Here is a 16,450-nt window from a genome sequence, read left to right as displayed (position 1 = left end):
CGCCGGCACGTGACGTGGAGTTGATCCCGCCGTGCCGCTGCTGTGCACGCGCATCGTACCTTGGGCATAGGATCGCAAGATGCATAAACGCCGTCATGAGGTCGAACGCCTATTGCAAAGACTTAAGGGTGATGACCCCAGCTGCTCCAGATGCGAGAGACTCGATATCATGCTCATCGCCTGCATCTGCTCCGCTCCAATTGCGGGATGGCTGGCAATCGTATGAGCAGGCCTCCGTTTGGTATCCGTTTCAAACCCAGGATCGACACACCCTGGTTCATGCCACCTCCAGCGTGTTGTAACTACCTCGCAGAATGTTTTCAGCCACGTTAAGCCGTTTCCATGTATCGCCGTTGATCTGCTGTATCAAGTTCACCGACCATTTCGAATACCCCACGACCAGATCCCTGCTGGTTTTGATAGCGTCGGTGACAGTACATGTTGCTCGGCCAAAGCTGTGCTTTAAGCCACAGCCAGTCACTGCGGATATGCTGAGATGCTTTCCCATTTCACTCAGCACACCTCATGTCCCTGTCCGCCATCTATGTCACCGGTACTGATACTGGTATCGGAAAAACATTCGTCAGTTGTACCCTGCTGCATACACTGCGCACACGTGGCCAACGCGCGGTTGGCATGAAGCCTGTCGCCAGTGGCTGCACCTATAGCACCACAGGCTGGCGCAACGCGGATGCACTGGCACTGCAAGGCGCCAGCGATCCGACGCCACCCTACGATCTGATTAATCCCTACGCACTCCCGGCACCAGTGGCGCCTGAAATCGCCGCGACCGAAGCTGGGATCACTCTGGCGCTGGAACCGCTGCGCACTGCATTCACCCAGTTACGCGCACAGGCCGATGTGGTCGTCGTCGAGGGAGTGGGCGGCTGGGCCACACCGCTGAACGCCACACTCGATCAAGCCACCTTGGTGCGCGCCCTGGATATACCCGTCGTACTGGTCGTCGGCCTGCGTCTAGGGTGCCTGAACCACGCGCGCCTGAGCACAGCGGCGATCATGGCTGACGGGCTGCGCTGCATCGGCTGGATCGCTAACACCATCGACCCACACATGGTACGTATTGAGGAGAACCTGGTGATGCTACGCCAACGCCTGCCAATACCATATTGGGGGCACCTACCACATACTCCAGGGATGCATTCGGCCGCATTAGCCACCGTGCTTAATCCACAGGGGAGATGAACCGTTCGCACGCATCACCATGCTGAAACAACCTTGCTCGTTCAATCCGCATGGGGGTCACGTTTCAACTGGAAATATCCTCCGGACACGGGTTCCGAACCTTCGATGCCAACGAGGGCCTTCACTGTCATCACAGAATGCAACCAGCGATGACAACAGAGCACCGGCTACGTAGGACACCATGTTTGCCGCCACTACTGGACAACTATGTGATCTGCCTGTCTCGCCAGAGAAACTCTGTGAGCCTCTGAGTTTGAGTGCTGTGTTATCCGCTGACCAATCCATCGTTCTATATTTCTTCTCTGTCGGCTTCGGCATATTCAGGTCTGTTCAAGTACAAACCTGCAACTCAGCAACGTGTATGCCCGATGTATGTAACAAGGCCAATCAGGCACTCACACAACACCAGGAGCCAACACCTATGCATCACCGATCAGCAGCCAATGAGCACCTGTCAGGTGACACCATCACTATGAGCCAGTGCTGATAAAACGGTATCAGTCGGGTTAGGATCCCGCCTCAAGGCATTGCTCACGCCCACCGCGCTAAAAATCCTTAACATCGGCGATTCAGCCGTTGCAAGCATGGCAATCACCAACCGCTTCGGAAAACACAACGAGATGTACCGAATGGTCCAGCGTTTAATCCGTTTGCCTGCGTTACCCCACTCATTCAGTGTCCTACTTAGGTAAAGTCACACCTGATTAAAGAGTCTGGCTGCTTAAGGACTTTGCAAGCCATCTGGATTGCACCACCGAGCAATCAACGTTGGATGCCGCTGCTGAATGTGAGGCTCTCAAGCCATCCAGGACACACCATCGGTGCCTTACCACGCACCAGAATTGTGCTTTGTACGTCAACACATTAAAGATACAAACAACAAATGCAGCTGCCAAAATCCAAACGGCATAACGACATAGAGAATAAAAATCAGCCGACAGATTAACCAGTAGGCAAACTCATCTCCACACGTGAAGCCGAGACCTAGCAGAATCCATATGGCCCCTAGAATTAAGACTTACAGCATGATCGGCTGCCCCAAACACAGCCTATAACTGCCAACTTATATCAAGTTGCCATCAAGCGGACCGCAAAGACATCAACGCATCACGTGCTCAGGAATAGCGCACTTTGCAACGTAGCGAACTTGAATACTTGCCTGCTACGGTTCCACACCGAAAATGCCTAAAAAAGCCGCATCACCACCAACGCGATAACAGCCGTATTAGTGTGCAATGCACTTAACAAAAAGGCTCTCTTCCTACTTACGAGCCTCATTTGGTGGGCGATGCAGGGATCGAACCTGCGACCCTTGCCGTGTGAAGGCAATGCTCTACCGCTGAGCTAACCGCCCACTTGACACTAAACTTCTGATTATAAATAAACCAATGGATACATCTCAAGCGCAGTAACAGTCACATGGTGTGTGTCGACTTATCCGAGTTGAACATGCCAGCAAGCAAAGTTTCGATGCGGTTGCGCACCATGTTCCCTGCCTGACCATCAGGCAGTTGCACCCCGATGCCCGCTACGCGATTACCTTGCGCCCCAACTGGAGTACACCACACCACTTTACCAGCCACCGGTAAACGCTCGCTAGAATCAGGCAGGGTCAGCAACAAAAACACTTCGTTCCCAAGGAAATAACGCTTGGGCGTAGGGACGAAGATCGCCCCGTTTTTCATATACATCATATAGGCACTGTATAGCGCCGCCCTGTCTTTCAGGGTCAGCGACAGAATACCCTGACGCGGACTTGTTGCACTCATTCATGCTCCTTACATTCTGCTTGGCACTCCCACCCAGTGCGCCAAGCCAACAGAAGTTCAATCACCGCCAGATCAGCGCGGACTGTGGTACGCAGCAGATCGCGGGTACGGTTCGCTGCATCGAACCACATCGCCAGCTTGTGCAAACGTGATGGATCGGTCAAGACAGCCGCAGCCTGCGTTAAGGCCAGATCAGCCGCGTGGTGCAAACGCTGTGCGGCCTTGTCGTCAGCAACCCACTGCTGCGCCAACTCGACCACACCCATTTTGCCACTAGCCACCATCTCCAACCCGGTAGCAACCGCGCGGCGCAACGTCATCCCCTCATCGCGCAACCACTGCATGGCCAAACCAGGATGGCCGCGTGCCGCATCCAGTGCTTCCAAGGCAACCCCCTCAGTGATGCCCTGTGCAACCAGCCAGGCCAACGCTTCGTGCTGTGGCGGTAATTTGAACTCTAAACGCTGGCAACGGCTGCGAATCGTCACTGGCAGCCGTACCGGCTGCGCACTGATCAACCACAGATAGCACCCCGAGGCCGGCTCTTCAAGCGTCTTAAGCAACGCATTACAAGCAGCAGGGTTGATCGCATCAGCCGGATCGATGATCACCACTTGAACTTGACCGTACTGCGGAGTCAACGCCAGCTTCTCAGAGAGCTCACGCACCTGCTCGATCACGATCTCGGTACGCAGCTTGTCTCCCGCCTTAGTCGGAATAAACGAGACCAGTTGGAGATCAGGATGGGTATCGGCAGCAATCAATTGACGGCAACGCTCACGTGCTGCTGCAGTCAGTCCCTTGCCGAGGACAGCGTCAGCCAAAGCAAGCGCAACTGTACGTTGCCCCAATCCTTCAGGACCACACAGCAACAAGCCATGTCCAAGCTGACCAGCATCCAATGCGGCTACCATCTTGTCGTAAGCACGCTGCTGCCAGGGGGAAAAAGCCGGGATCATCCATCGTTTCCTAAGCAATCCACACAATTCATTGCCGCTGCTTCGCAGTGCCTTCGCGAAGCCGTTGTAAGTAACGCGCCACCGCCGCGTTATGCTGCTTCAGTGACGACGAAAAAGTATGTGCACCACTCCCATCGCCAATTGCAACAAAATAGAGTGCATCTCCCAGGGCTGGACGCGTCACCGCCCGCAGGGCATCACGCCCAGGCATTGAGATTGGGGTCGGCGTCAATCCAGTGTGGACGTAAGTGTTATATGGGGTAGCGGTTCTCAAATCACGCTTGCGAATATTACCGTCGTAGACGCTACCTAGACCATAGATCACCGTCGAATCAGCCTGTAATCTCATTCCCCGAGCAAGTCGGTGGAGAAACACCCCAGCAATCTTCGGCCGCTCAGCGGACAACGCGCTTTCTTTCTCCACGATCGAAGCAAGAATGAGCGCCTCCTCAGATGTATGCAACCCCAGCTCCGGATCACGCTCCGCCCATGTCTCGGCAAGCGCCTTTTGCATCGCGGCATGGGCACGACGCAAAACGTCCAAGTCGCTATCTCCCCGCTGATATAAATAGGTCTCAGGCAAAAAACGACCTTCCGGATGTTCACCTGGGAAACCCAATTGAGCCATTAATGTCGCATCATCCAGCGTGGCCGCAACGTGCGCCAACGGGCTGGCTTGGCGCAATGCAGCTCGCAACTGACGAATGTTCCAACCCTCAACGATCGTGAAGCGGTAATGCGCTCCCTTGCCCTGACGCATACGTTGTAACAAATCGCGTGGAGAAACCGCTGGCACCAAAGAGTACTCACCAACTTTCAGATTACCGGCAGCGCCTACTTGATAGGCCAACAGTTGCCACTCCAAGTTGGTACCACTCTGGACCCCAGCCCCACGTAACTTAAGCAAGACTGCATGCAGAGAATCGCCACGTGTGATTTCCACGTTGGGTGCGCTCGCGTTGAGCGGAGTCTGCGCAAAACGTTGATAATGCTGATAATACTTCCAGCCCGGCACATAATGCTTTAAATCCGGCTCTGCAGTGAGTCCCAGTAGCACGATCAACACAAACATCATCGGCACCACTAGCACGACCAGACATCCGCGTTTGCGTCCCACCAGGTCCACCTCGTCAAGCCTTCAAGGCCAAACAGCATAACGCGCGTACCACCATCACCCCAAACTAACGTTCAGATCATATGCAGCGCACGCAATAAGCCAATCGCCTTAGCACGGGTCTCATCCAGTTCACGCTCAGGCAATGAATTGATCACGATGCCAGCACCGGTGCGGAACCGTACAGTAACGTCGTCAACCTCTGCTGTGCGGATCAAAATGTTCAGATCCAAATCACCATCGCGATTCAGCCATCCAAACGCGCCTGTGTACGCACGGCGGGCAACCTGTTCGAGTTGAGCAATGATTTGCATGCAGCGTACCTTCGGACAACCAGTGATGGTCCCGCCCGGAAACACGGCGCGAATGATCTCGCCTGGGGTCCTCCCGATACGCAACCATCCACGCACATTGCTAACGATATGATGCACATGCGCATAACTTTCTACCGTCATCAACTCATCAACCTCAACCGTACCAGGCACACACACCTTCCCTAAATCATTGCGCTCCAAGTCAATCAACATCACGTGCTCAGCACGCTCCTTAGGGTGGTTCACCAGTTCGCGGATGCGCGCAGCATCGTCATCGCCAACAAAGCGTGGCCGGGTACCAGCAATCGGACGAGTCTGAATGCGCTCGCCCTGCACCGAGATCAACCGCTCTGGTGAGGAACTCACCACGGCCCGGCCATGAGCCACGAACAATCCAGAGAACGGCGCAGGATTGGCGGCACGCAACTGCATGTACAACGCTGCCGGATCAAGTGCAGTGGCAAAGCGAGCCTCCCAAAGACGTGAGATATTCGCCTGGAACACGTCGCCCGCACGAAGATAATCCAGCACTCGATCTGCATTGGCAATAAAGTGTGACGGTTCATCCTCGGTCACTGCCATTGGTGATCGCCAAGCCGGCAATGGCGGCAGCAACGCAACAGCAGCCAAATCCGCCTCGATCACGTCCAGTAAATGTTCACTCCCCAACTCAACGACAACCAAACAAATACCGCTGCAGCGGTCACGTAATACCGCTGCCGGACAACGCAACGCTAACGCCATGGGCAAGCCATCGGTACGCGGCGGCAGTGCCAACACCGGTTCAATCTGTCCAGCCAGTTCATAGTCCAGCAGTAACGCCCAACCACCACGAAATGGCGGCACATCCACACGAGTATCACGCGACGCTGGCTCAGCTCTCCAAGCTGAATCCAGTGCCTGTAAAAAGTCACCAGACATTGCTCTGCCTTGAGCATCGCGGGTCACATAATCTGAATCCAAACGCAAGAAACGACCATCAGTATGCAACAACAAATCCCAGCGACTCTGCTGAGTACCAGAAGCAGTAGACTCAAACAGCGCCGGATAGCGTTCTGGTGCCAGTCGGTGCACGGACAACAAATCAGGATCGGTACGCAGGAATCGAGTTAACGTCATCGGTCTAGGCTGGATTTAGATCATTCACGAAGAATAGGGAAGGCATTTTAGGTCTCCCTGCTTTCATCGGAACATGACAACGCACAATGCCATTGGAGGAATGCCGCTGGAACGTCCCCAGAACAAGTATAGACAAACACCCCAGCACACCCTATTAAGAGGCGCATCACTCAGGGATGCTCCCCTCCCCACTTGGCAAGGCACGGAGACAAATATTAGATACGCTTGAACACTAACGTGCCATTAGTACCACCGAAACCAAAACCGTTTGAAATTACTACGTCACACTTGGCCTCACGCGCCACATGAGGCACGTAGTCAAGGTCACAGCCTTCGTCTGGATGCTCCAGATTGATCGTCGGCGGAATGATGCCTGTATGCAACGCCATCACTGAGAAGATTGCTTCCACGCCACCGGCCGCACCGAGCAGATGCCCGGTCATTGATTTGGTCGAACTGATCATCACTCTGTAGGCATCGTTACCCAGTACCGCCTTGATCGCCTTGGTTTCACCCAGATCCCCCAAAGGAGTCGAGGTGCCATGTGCATTGAGATAGCCAACCTGCTCCGGGGTAACCTTCGCATCCTTCATCGCTAAACGCATACAGCGCGCCGCACCTTCACCATCCTCGACCGGCATCGTCATATGGTAGGCATCGGAACTGGCACCGAAACCAGCCAGTTCAGCATAGATGCGTGCACCTCGCGCTTTAGCATACTCATACTCTTCTAGCACCAGAATGCCAGCACCGTCGCCAAGCACAAAGCCATCGCGATCCTTGTCCCACGGCCGCGAAGCACGAGTTGGATCGTTGTTACGGGTAGACATCGCCTTCATCGCACAAAAACCACCCATCGAAGTTGGCGAAGAAGCACGCTCAGAACCACCAGCCAGCATGACATCGGCATCACCATACTGGATCATGCGCATTGCTACGCCAATCGAATGATTTGAAGTGGCACAGGCAGATACCGCCGAGAACGTCGGACCTTTCAAGCCTTTCAAAATACTCAACTGTCCTGGCAGCATGTTGATGATCGTCGCTGGCACATAGAACGGAGATATCTTGCGTGGCCCCCCCTCATAAAGCCTGATGGCCTGTTCCTCAATGCCAAACACACCACCAATACCAGAACCGATGAGCGCACCAATGCGCTCGGCATTGGTCTCGGTAATCTCCAGACCGGCATCATCCAGCGCCATAAATGCTGCGCCGATACCGTAGTAAATGAAGGAATCCATTTTCTTCACATCCTTCGCGGATACGAACTTCATTGGATCGAATCCCTTGATTTCACCAGCAATCTGCGTGGAGAATTTCGAAGCATCAATCTGGGTGATGGGGCCGATACCCGAACGTCCGTGAACGATGCCATCCCAACTGGTGATCAGATCATTGCCCAGCGGCGACACAATCCCCATCCCAGTAACGACAACCCGACGATTCATTACAGATCTCCTGACCAAGGATTCTTACTATTTGGAACGATTACACACTTCATTCTTAATAGGCTTTATAGGCTTTGCAATAAAGACAGGGCCGCAGCAGCGGCCCCATGCAGATGATGCAGACACACACAGACTCGTTGTCGGCACCGGAACAGCGCATTAGCACTTGGCATTAGACTTAATGTAGTCGATGGCATGTTGCACCGAAGTCATCTTCTCAGCAGCCTCGTCGCCGATCTCACACTGGAATTCGTCTTCCAAGGCCATCACCAACTCGACGGTATCCAGCGAATCCGCACCCAGTTCATCGACGAACGTCGAGGTATTAGTCACTTTTTCTTCATCGACATTGAGTTTCTCGGCGACAATTTTTCTGACGCGCGCTTCGATGTCACTCATTGGCTTATCACTCCGCAAAAAATCTATAAATTGAGGTGTTTCATAAAGCCATCAAACCACGATGGGCCGTATTGTATAGTGTAATAGAAGCGGGGGAACCATGCACCGCAGCATAATCACAATCTAAATCAATCGATTAGATGTAAACCTTATACCGCCCGCCGACTCACGGCATATACATACCACCGTTAACATGTAATGTCTCGCCAGTGATGTAACGTGCCGCAGGAGAGGCCAGAAAAGCCACCGCGTGCGCAATATCGACCGGATCACCAAGATGGCTAAGCGGGATCCGGTCAAGGATATTCTTACGGACATCCTCCGACAGCACACGGGTCATATCGGTATCGATGAAGCCCGGAGCAACCACGTTGACGGTGATGCCACGTGGACCAATTTCCTTAGCCAATGACTTACTGAAACCAATAATGCCAGCCTTGGCCGCAGCATAGTTGGCCTGACCGGCATTGCCAGTGACTCCAACGACCGAAGCAACGTTGATGATACGGCCCTTGCGCGCCTTCATCATGTCGCGTATCACAGCCCTGCTGGTACGAAAGATACTGCTCAGATTAGTGTCCACAATCGTCTCCCAATCCTCATCCTTCATCCGCATCAACAAACCGTCTCGTGTGATGCCGGCATTATTGACCAGAATCGAGACCGAACCGAATTGTTTAGCGATTTCATCAACCAATGCACCAACCGCAACAGTATCAGTGACATCCAGTATGCGACCGTGACCAGACAACAGCACCAAACGATCGCCGATCAACTGCGCACCAGATGCAGAAGTGGCTGTACCAATCACAATGGCCCCCTGGTCAGCCAAAAGACCAGCCACTGCAGCACCGATGCCACGGCTAGCACCGGTCACTAACGCGATCTCACCCTGTAAGGGTTTGTTCATTGTTGTAGTTCCTCGATGAGTGAATAACACTGCATAACGGCAGCAAAGTAATAAGGGGACAGCATGCAACCCCACCCCTTAACATTACTAAATGATTCAGAAACCCCACTCGTCTAAGGCATCGGAGAACCCAGCTGGAGTCCCGAATGAACGGACCTCCAGTGCTTTGTCGATACGCCTGATGAGCCCGATCAGCACTTTACCAGGACCGCACTCGGCGATACGTGTCACACCGCACGAGGCCAGCGCACACACACAATCCGTCCACTGCACTGGCAGATAAAGCTGCTTGACCAGTGCCTGACGTACGGCTTCAACACCCTCATGCACCCTGGCATCAACATTCTGCACTACCGGAATCCGAGGTGCCTTCCAAACCAATCCAAGCATCTCCTCGGCAAGACGACGTGCAGCATCACGCATCAGTGGCGTATGCGATGGCACGCTCACTGCCAGCTTGACTGTTTTGCATACACCACGCTCGGCCAACAAGACCAGCGCACGATCGACCGCCGCCGCATGACCGCCAATCACAACCTGCCCCGGTGAATTAAAATTGGCTAGGACTACAATCTCGCTTCCCGCAACCTGCACGCAAACCTCAGCAACCAAAGCATCTTCGGCCCCCAGCACCGCAGCCATCGCACCGGCACCCACCGGAACCGCATCCTGCATCAGCTGACCGCGCAACCTTACCAAGTAAGCACCATCCTTCAATGACAATGCACCAGCAGCCACCAACGCGGTGTACTCTCCCAGACTATGCCCGGCAAGCAGATCCGGCGCGCGGCCACCGCGCGCATGCCAAAGCCGCCATAGCGCCACACCGGCGGCCAACAACACGGGCTGAGTGTACTCGGTACGGCTAAACATCTCCTCAGGACCACTTTGCGACAACGTCCAAAGGTCAACACCAGCACCCTCAGATGCCTCGGCAAAAGTTTCGAGAATCTCAGGATATAACGCAGCCAACTCGGAGAGCATGCCAAGAGACTGGGAACCCTGACCTGGGAAAACGAAAGCAAAGGTAGACTCTGTCACGCGCATCATGGATCAACAGAAACACAAGCCGCGATCATACGGGCAAAACCATCGCATCGTCTGTACTGACGCGTATGCATCAAACGGATGCAACACGAAAGCCACTCATCACTCACCCACTCAAGACACCCGGTACATCGCCCGCGTGTAGCACCCAGGATTGGATGCCATTGATGTCAAACACAGGCTGCATACACTTAAAGCGCAACACCTTGAATCACTGCGTATCACCGTCACTACCACTGTAGCGACAGGAGAAACCGTCAATATCCACCACGTTAATAACCACACAACAACCTAATGACATGCCCGTGACTGCAGCAGATTGATCACTTTAATCGACAGTATACAAACAAATCAAAATAAATTGCGCTGGAAAATCGCTAACGAGTTCATATTCGACATGATCAAAGAATAAAAATAACCGCCAAGCAGACCAATGAATATATATCCATGCTAGTACCACAAAGTATTTATTAGCCATCTCAGCGTTATTCATCCTCTCATCCCATTCTGCTATACATTGCGAGAACGATCTCACATGACAGACAATTTCCCCATTTCATTCGTATAACCCAGCGGCACGAATAATATATTCATAAAATTAAAGACCCAACATCTAACACATATCCAAATAAAAACAACGAACTTAGACAACGCCTTCTTCAAAGTACACTCAAGCAACGCGGGCACACTATAGAAAATGCAAAAAAATACCTGAGGATGACCCGATCATGGATCACATCTACGGACAGACGTGACAAATGAAACCAAATATTAATTTCAATGCACTATAACCGCACACACCAACATCAGTTAACGATTTGAGAACATCGGAGGGCAATGTAATGAAATAAAGCATCTATTATAAAAATCAAAGCATCCCATTGAATCTCGGTCACTTCGACAAGAAAAACATGATATTCACTTCTTTCCATTCACTTCGCACTGATCATCAAGACGACAAAAAGTGCTGACAACATACACTATGTCATTCGTGTCAATGGAACTGCTAACGAACTACAATCATGAATTTTCCCTTATCAACCAAATATATGCCAGAAGACAGCTCCTGCCACTCACTTTAATCGCAAATTTCGCATGTTATCGCAGCACATGAATACAGCACCCGACATAACCTTCACCGCACGATAGTATTCTTTAAAAATAAATCTAATATATGGCCTATATGAAGAGTAAGTGCATATAACATCCAATCCAGAAAATCATTGAGAACCAAGTTAATAATAAATAAGTCATTGGAGTGCATCAACACTTCACCCACTACCCTGCCACCCATGATCCTCACTTAAACACACATCAACACCTACAAATGAGATTGCTTCTCGTCGTTTTTTATCCCTTTGCAGGGCACTATTGATCGTCGCAGCACCAGTGAACATCAAACGACCATTCCCTGAATACAACCGCGGCAATAGTGCGGTATCTGCATCAGATGTACCACCACCCACACCTACTCCGCAGCTGTACTGTATTGGAAGATCTCATCGTTATGTCTAGACAGCACATCGGTGGAGCCGTTGATGAACCTCCCAGACAACAATGATCGATGTGGGCCATCTCAAACCACCAAGCCCGCATCATTGCGACACGTAACACAACCGCACTGTAACCCGCTACAGCCCCACTCTCTGCTATCCATGCTGGGATCCAATCTTTTCGTGCTAATGGGTCTCGATCCTTTCGATGCCCGGCCAACAAACACCAACGTACAAGCATCATTGCTCAATTGAATTGTTGCACCTGGATTGGATCATAACGTCCACCCATGCACGCGGTGCCACATAAGTGTCTATTGGAATAATGCGACAGCACCTGCAGAACAACCAGCTTCATACGAGATATAGAGTACGGCAGCATTCATGCTGATTCAGACAGCCATTGACCATGTGGCGCACCACCTCACTCAGTCAAGCGACTCAAGGAGTACAGAATCATCAGACGTTGCAGCAACCAACGATATGGCAACTCAGCAGCAGCACCCACTGCAACTCCTGTCTTCATGCCGTGTCATTGATGCAATCATCCAGCAATGCATGTCTGTATTCTCACTCGGGTATGTTGCAAACATACAGACGAGCGAGACGAACACGAGATCACTGCTTGCATGCGTGTGCTCACACATAAGAATTTAACGAACAATACTTGATACGCCTGAACAAGCGCTCGACCACGTTTTCATTTGCACACTGGATGTCCTGAGCTCATCCAGAGTCATTCCACTGTAACAATCAACCGCACTGACTTACCTAACAAGCCTGCCACCGGAAACAACCTAGAATTCAAGTCACTCCAGAAAGACCACAACCCTTACTGACAGAGATTTTTGAAGCCGCAATGGTTTACTGCAACTGCCCACAAGCATCCAGTCAATCAGGATCTGCTGGACTTGCGTCCAGTACTACCGCGCAGTGCGAAACACTCCCAAACACAATCACCACCACCATTTGGGAAACACACCACGATATATACGATATGCAATGAACCCACTTCCTTCGCGAAAGATCGCCATATAGGACCTACACAAACCATTCATGGCACAGTTTAGAGAAACCTGCCGTGGTTGATCGCCCTTGGTCCCAGGTCGCTTGCCTTGCCAGGAACGCCCCCTCCGACCTGGATCCATACTTAACGGCCATCCTGACACATTGGTGCAACACGGAGTATGCCAACCCCCTGCGAATGTCAACAGAAGCCAACAAATCGAAGAGATCGCAGCAAGCAACGGCAATACCGTCTCACTGCAACCCACCCTTACTTAGATTATCGAATTAAATTTCACTGCTCTATCGCGGACATTTGATTTAAGCAACCAAGCATATCCTTCAGCATTATCCAAGATGACCTGAATTGAGCACAGGAATGCCCGATCAGGGGCATCCCCAAGTCACGCTGGCAGCGTATTACTCAGGACATGACACACCACATGAAAACGACATAACAACGATCCACGTGCCTACTCGACTCCAACGGATGAACTATTGGCTTACCAGCATCACCGGCACAGACAGAACATGGATAGCGTATCGATACCACGGGCGATAACACATCAACCAACCTCCATTCTGAAACTTGGCCTACCACAAGATCGAATGCGATTGGATGACTCCGTTCAACACCGATCTGTATGCTGCAACCAGCAGATCGAAGTCGAGCCATCATGTGAGTTTAGAAAGCCACATGACACTCATAAATATACGGGAAGCTTAATCCGCTCCTACACCCTTGGCCGGGGACATTCGGGCATGTTGTGATCACCGTTACAACATCCCGCACTCACGCACTCCACCTGATTGCATACACAACCGTAGCGAAGAATGCTGTTGAACCTGTGCGTTACACTTACACATTGGAACATCTAATGCATGCGCGCGCGCAGTCCCTGGGAACACTAATGAACTGGTTGAAAGAAGCACTGCACAACGACCCAAACCCCCTTGAAACCCAGGAATGGCTCGAATCGATCAAGGCCGTCATCGACGTCGCCGGTCCCGAACGCGCGCACCAATTGCTGGGAGGCATGGTCGAACAGATCCACCGTACTGGAACCAACCTGCCATTCTCACCCATCACCGAATACGTCAACACAATTTCTACAGCCGACGAAGCCAAAAGTCCCGGCGACGCCGCAGTGGAACGGAGCATCCGCTCGATCATCCGTTGGAATGCAATGGCTACCGTGGTGCGCGCCAACCGCAAGCCCGGCGACCTCGGCGGCCACATCGCCTCATTCGCCTCTTCAGCCACACTGTACGACGTAGGCTTCAACCACTTCTGGCGCGCCCCCAGCCCCCAACATCCTGGCGACTTGTTGTACATCCAAGGCCATAGCTCACCAGGCATCTATGCCCGCGCCTTCCTAGAAGGCCGTATCAGCGAGAGCCAACTCGACCACTTCCGCATGGAAGTGGATCGCAAAGGCGTCTCCTCTTACCCCCACCCTTGGCTGATGCCGGAGTTCTGGCAGACACCCACCGTATCGATGGGCCTGGGTCCACTGAGTGCCATCTACCAAGCGCAGTTCATGAAATACCTGGAACACCGTGGTCTGATCGCACCGTCCGACCGCAAAGTGTGGTGCTTCATCGGCGACGGCGAAAGCGACGAACCAGAAACATTAGGCGCGATTACGCTGGCTGGTCGCGAAGGATTGGACAACTTAATCTTCGTCGTCAATTGCAACCTGCAACGACTCGATGGCCCCGTACGTGGCAACGGCAAGATTATTCAAGAACTGGAAGGCGTCTTCCGCGGCGGCGGCTGGAATGTCATCAAACTGTTATGGGGAGGGCATTGGGACCCGCTCCTGGCCCAGGACACCCATGGTGTGCTGCGCAAACTGATGATGGACACCGTCGATGGCGAATACCAAAACTGCAAAGCCTTCGGTGGCGCATACACACGTCAACACTTCTTCGATAAGTACCCGGAAACGGCTGCGATGGTTGCCCACATGTCTGACAACGACATCTGGCGCCTCAACCGCGGCGGCCACGACCCACACAAGATCTACGCGGCCTACCATCGCGCCGTTAACACAAAGAACATGCCTACCGTGATCCTGGCCAAGACAGTCAAAGGCTATGGCATGGGAACAGCGGGTGAATCAATGAATCCAGCTCATCAAACCAAAAAGCTGGACAACGACGCCATCAAACACTTCCGTGACCGATTCAACATCCCGATCAGCGACCAACAATTGGACAAAGCGGATCACATTCCGTTCTACCACCCCGGCCAAGATACGCCGGAAGTGCAGTACATGCTTGCTCGCCGTCAAGCGCTGGGGGGCTTCCTACCGCAACGTCGCACCAAAGCCAGTCAATCATTCGTTGTACCCAGCCTCGACAAGTACGCACGCCTCCTCACATCGAGCGGCGAACGCACTTACTCTACGACCATGGCGTTTGTGCAGAGCCTCAATATCACCCTGCGCGACAAAGCACTCGGTCCTCGTATTGTTCCAATCGTGGCCGACGAAGCCCGCACCTTCGGTATGGAAGGGATGTTCCGCCAGATCGGTATCTATGCGCCATTCGGCCAAAAATACAAACCGGTCGACGCCGACCAATTGATGTACTACCGCGAAGATCAATCCGGCCAAGTGCTGCAACAAGGCATCACCGAACCAGGAGCCATCGCCTCGTGGATGGCTGCCGGCACCAGCTACTCTGTATCCGACGTGCCGATGCTGCCGTTTTACATCTACTACTCGATGTTTGGCTTCCAACGCGTAGGCGATATCGCCTGGCAAGCCGCAGACATGCGTACCCGCGGCTTCTTGCTTGGTGGCACCGCTGGCCGCACCACATTGAACGGCGAAGGCCTGCAACACGAAGACGGCCACAGCCATCTGATGGCCGGCGCAATCCCCAACGTACGCAGCTACGACCCGACGTTTGGTTACGAAGTCACCGTGATCCTGCAACACGGCATGAAAGCGATGATGCAAGATCAGATCGACGAGTACTACTACCTGACCTTGATGAACGAGAACTACGCCCATCCGGACATGCCAGCCGGTGCGGAAGCAGGCATCATCAAAGGTATGTACCTGCTCAAGGACACTGGCAACCCAAAGAAAGGCGAACTGCGGGTGCAATTGCTGGGTTCAGGCACTATCTTGCGCGAAGCCATTGCCGCCGCCGAATTACTGCACAAAGATTTCGGTGTCACTGCAGATATCTGGTCATGTACCAGCTTCAGCGAATTACGCAAAGATGGCTTTGATGCAGAACGGTGGAACCGCATGCATCCAGAAACCGAACCACGTAAACCATACGTCACCCAGCAACTGGAAAACCGTCAGGGGCCGGCGATTGCCGCAACAGATTACGTGCGTCTCTTCGCCGACCAAATCCGCGCTTTCGTCCCAATGAGCTACACCGTCCTTGGCACCGATGGTTTCGGGCGCAGCGATACCCGTGCCAACTTGCGTCGCTTCTTCGAAGTGGACCGCCATTTTATCGCCCATGCCGCAATTGCAGCGTTAGCAAAAGAAGGCAAGATGACCGCGCAAGATGTTTCCCGGGCCATCACCCTCTACAACATCGATCCAGAGAAAACAAATCCCGTTGAGGTCTGATGTTCTTCCAAAATCAACACCCGCAACACGGTTTGATCGAACCACATCACACCTCATGCCTAAAA

General features: G+C 52.7%; 10 protein-coding genes and 1 tRNA gene. 2 read left to right on the top strand and 9 right to left on the bottom strand.

Features of this window, described 5'->3' with window-relative positions; translation table 11 throughout:
- Positions 1 to 525 precede the first annotated feature (525 nt).
- Positions 526 to 1,203: a dethiobiotin synthase gene (gene bioD / locus PLS229_RS04100; protein WP_038271397.1), complete on the top strand. Its 678-nt coding sequence runs from the start codon at positions 526 to 528 to the stop codon at positions 1,201 to 1,203.
- A 1,279-nt stretch (positions 1,204 to 2,482) separates the two neighbouring features.
- On the opposite strand, the gene PLS229_RS04095 is transcribed toward bioD, so the two are convergent.
- The 9 genes from PLS229_RS04095 to fabD all read right to left on the bottom strand — a co-directional run bounded on the left by PLS229_RS04095 (position 2,483) and on the right by fabD (position 10,279).
- A tRNA-Val gene (locus tag PLS229_RS04095) sits at positions 2,483 to 2,557 on the bottom strand.
- 61 nt (positions 2,558 to 2,618) lie between these two features.
- On the bottom strand, positions 2,619 to 2,972 hold the full coding sequence (locus PLS229_RS04090) for a PilZ domain-containing protein (protein ID WP_038271396.1): 354 nt from the start codon (positions 2,970 to 2,972) through the stop codon (positions 2,619 to 2,621).
- Positions 2,969 to 3,931: a DNA polymerase III subunit delta' gene (locus PLS229_RS04085; protein WP_038271395.1), complete on the bottom strand. Its 963-nt coding sequence runs from the start codon at positions 3,929 to 3,931 to the stop codon at positions 2,969 to 2,971. Before PLS229_RS04085 ends, PLS229_RS04090 begins: the two co-directional genes overlap by 4 nt.
- Before the next feature lie 28 nt (positions 3,932 to 3,959).
- Positions 3,960 to 5,006: an endolytic transglycosylase MltG gene (mltG, locus tag PLS229_RS04080; protein WP_038271442.1), complete on the bottom strand. Its 1,047-nt coding sequence runs from the start codon at positions 5,004 to 5,006 to the stop codon at positions 3,960 to 3,962.
- 113 nt (positions 5,007 to 5,119) lie between these two features.
- Positions 5,120 to 6,478 carry an aminodeoxychorismate synthase component I gene (locus PLS229_RS04075; RefSeq protein ID WP_038271394.1) on the bottom strand — a complete coding sequence of 453 codons (1,359 nt, stop codon included), beginning with the start codon at positions 6,476 to 6,478 and terminating at the stop codon, positions 5,120 to 5,122.
- Between the two features lie 215 nt (positions 6,479 to 6,693).
- Positions 6,694 to 7,929: a beta-ketoacyl-ACP synthase II gene (gene fabF, locus PLS229_RS04070; protein WP_038271393.1), complete on the bottom strand. Its 1,236-nt coding sequence runs from the start codon at positions 7,927 to 7,929 to the stop codon at positions 6,694 to 6,696.
- Between the two features lie 159 nt (positions 7,930 to 8,088).
- Positions 8,089 to 8,328: an acyl carrier protein gene (gene acpP / locus PLS229_RS04065; protein WP_004083472.1), complete on the bottom strand. Its 240-nt coding sequence runs from the start codon at positions 8,326 to 8,328 to the stop codon at positions 8,089 to 8,091.
- Positions 8,329 to 8,494: 166 nt separating this feature from the next.
- On the bottom strand, positions 8,495 to 9,238 hold the full coding sequence (gene fabG / locus PLS229_RS04060) for a 3-oxoacyl-ACP reductase FabG (RefSeq protein WP_038271392.1): 744 nt from the start codon (positions 9,236 to 9,238) through the stop codon (positions 8,495 to 8,497).
- Between the two features lie 96 nt (positions 9,239 to 9,334).
- Positions 9,335 to 10,279: an ACP S-malonyltransferase gene (gene fabD / locus PLS229_RS04055; protein ID WP_038271441.1), complete on the bottom strand. Its 945-nt coding sequence runs from the start codon at positions 10,277 to 10,279 to the stop codon at positions 9,335 to 9,337.
- A gap of 3,415 nt (positions 10,280 to 13,694) precedes the next feature.
- Here fabD and aceE point away from each other — a divergent pair.
- Entirely contained in the window at positions 13,695 to 16,385 is a 2,691-nt protein-coding gene (gene aceE, locus PLS229_RS04050; protein ID WP_038271391.1) for a pyruvate dehydrogenase (acetyl-transferring), homodimeric type, read from the top strand.
- Positions 16,386 to 16,450: the final 65 nt, after the last annotated feature.

The organism is Xylella taiwanensis, from assembly GCF_013177435.1.
Classification (GTDB): domain Bacteria; phylum Pseudomonadota; class Gammaproteobacteria; order Xanthomonadales; family Xanthomonadaceae; genus Xylella; species Xylella taiwanensis.
This window is presented reverse-complemented; position numbering and strand designations above follow the sequence as displayed.

Bases quoted from the DNA above. Each gene is read 5' to 3' on its own strand.
- bioD (WP_038271397.1), top strand. From the start codon at position 526: ATGTCCCTGTCCGCCATCTATGTCACCGGTACTGATACTGGTATCGGA.
- PLS229_RS04090 (WP_038271396.1), bottom strand. From the start codon at position 2,972: ATGAGTGCAACAAGTCCGCGTCAGGGTATTCTGTCGCTGACCCTGAAA.
- PLS229_RS04085 (WP_038271395.1), bottom strand. From the start codon at position 3,931: ATGATCCCGGCTTTTTCCCCCTGGCAGCAGCGTGCTTACGACAAGATG.
- mltG (WP_038271442.1), bottom strand. From the start codon at position 5,006: ATGATGTTTGTGTTGATCGTGCTACTGGGACTCACTGCAGAGCCGGAT.
- PLS229_RS04075 (WP_038271394.1), bottom strand. From the start codon at position 6,478: ATGACGTTAACTCGATTCCTGCGTACCGATCCTGATTTGTTGTCCGTG.
- fabF (WP_038271393.1), bottom strand. From the start codon at position 7,929: ATGAATCGTCGGGTTGTCGTTACTGGGATGGGGATTGTGTCGCCGCTG.
- acpP (WP_004083472.1), bottom strand. From the start codon at position 8,328: ATGAGTGACATCGAAGCGCGCGTCAGAAAAATTGTCGCCGAGAAACTC.
- fabG (WP_038271392.1), bottom strand. From the start codon at position 9,238: ATGAACAAACCCTTACAGGGTGAGATCGCGTTAGTGACCGGTGCTAGC.
- aceE (WP_038271391.1), top strand. From the start codon at position 13,695: ATGAACTGGTTGAAAGAAGCACTGCACAACGACCCAAACCCCCTTGAA.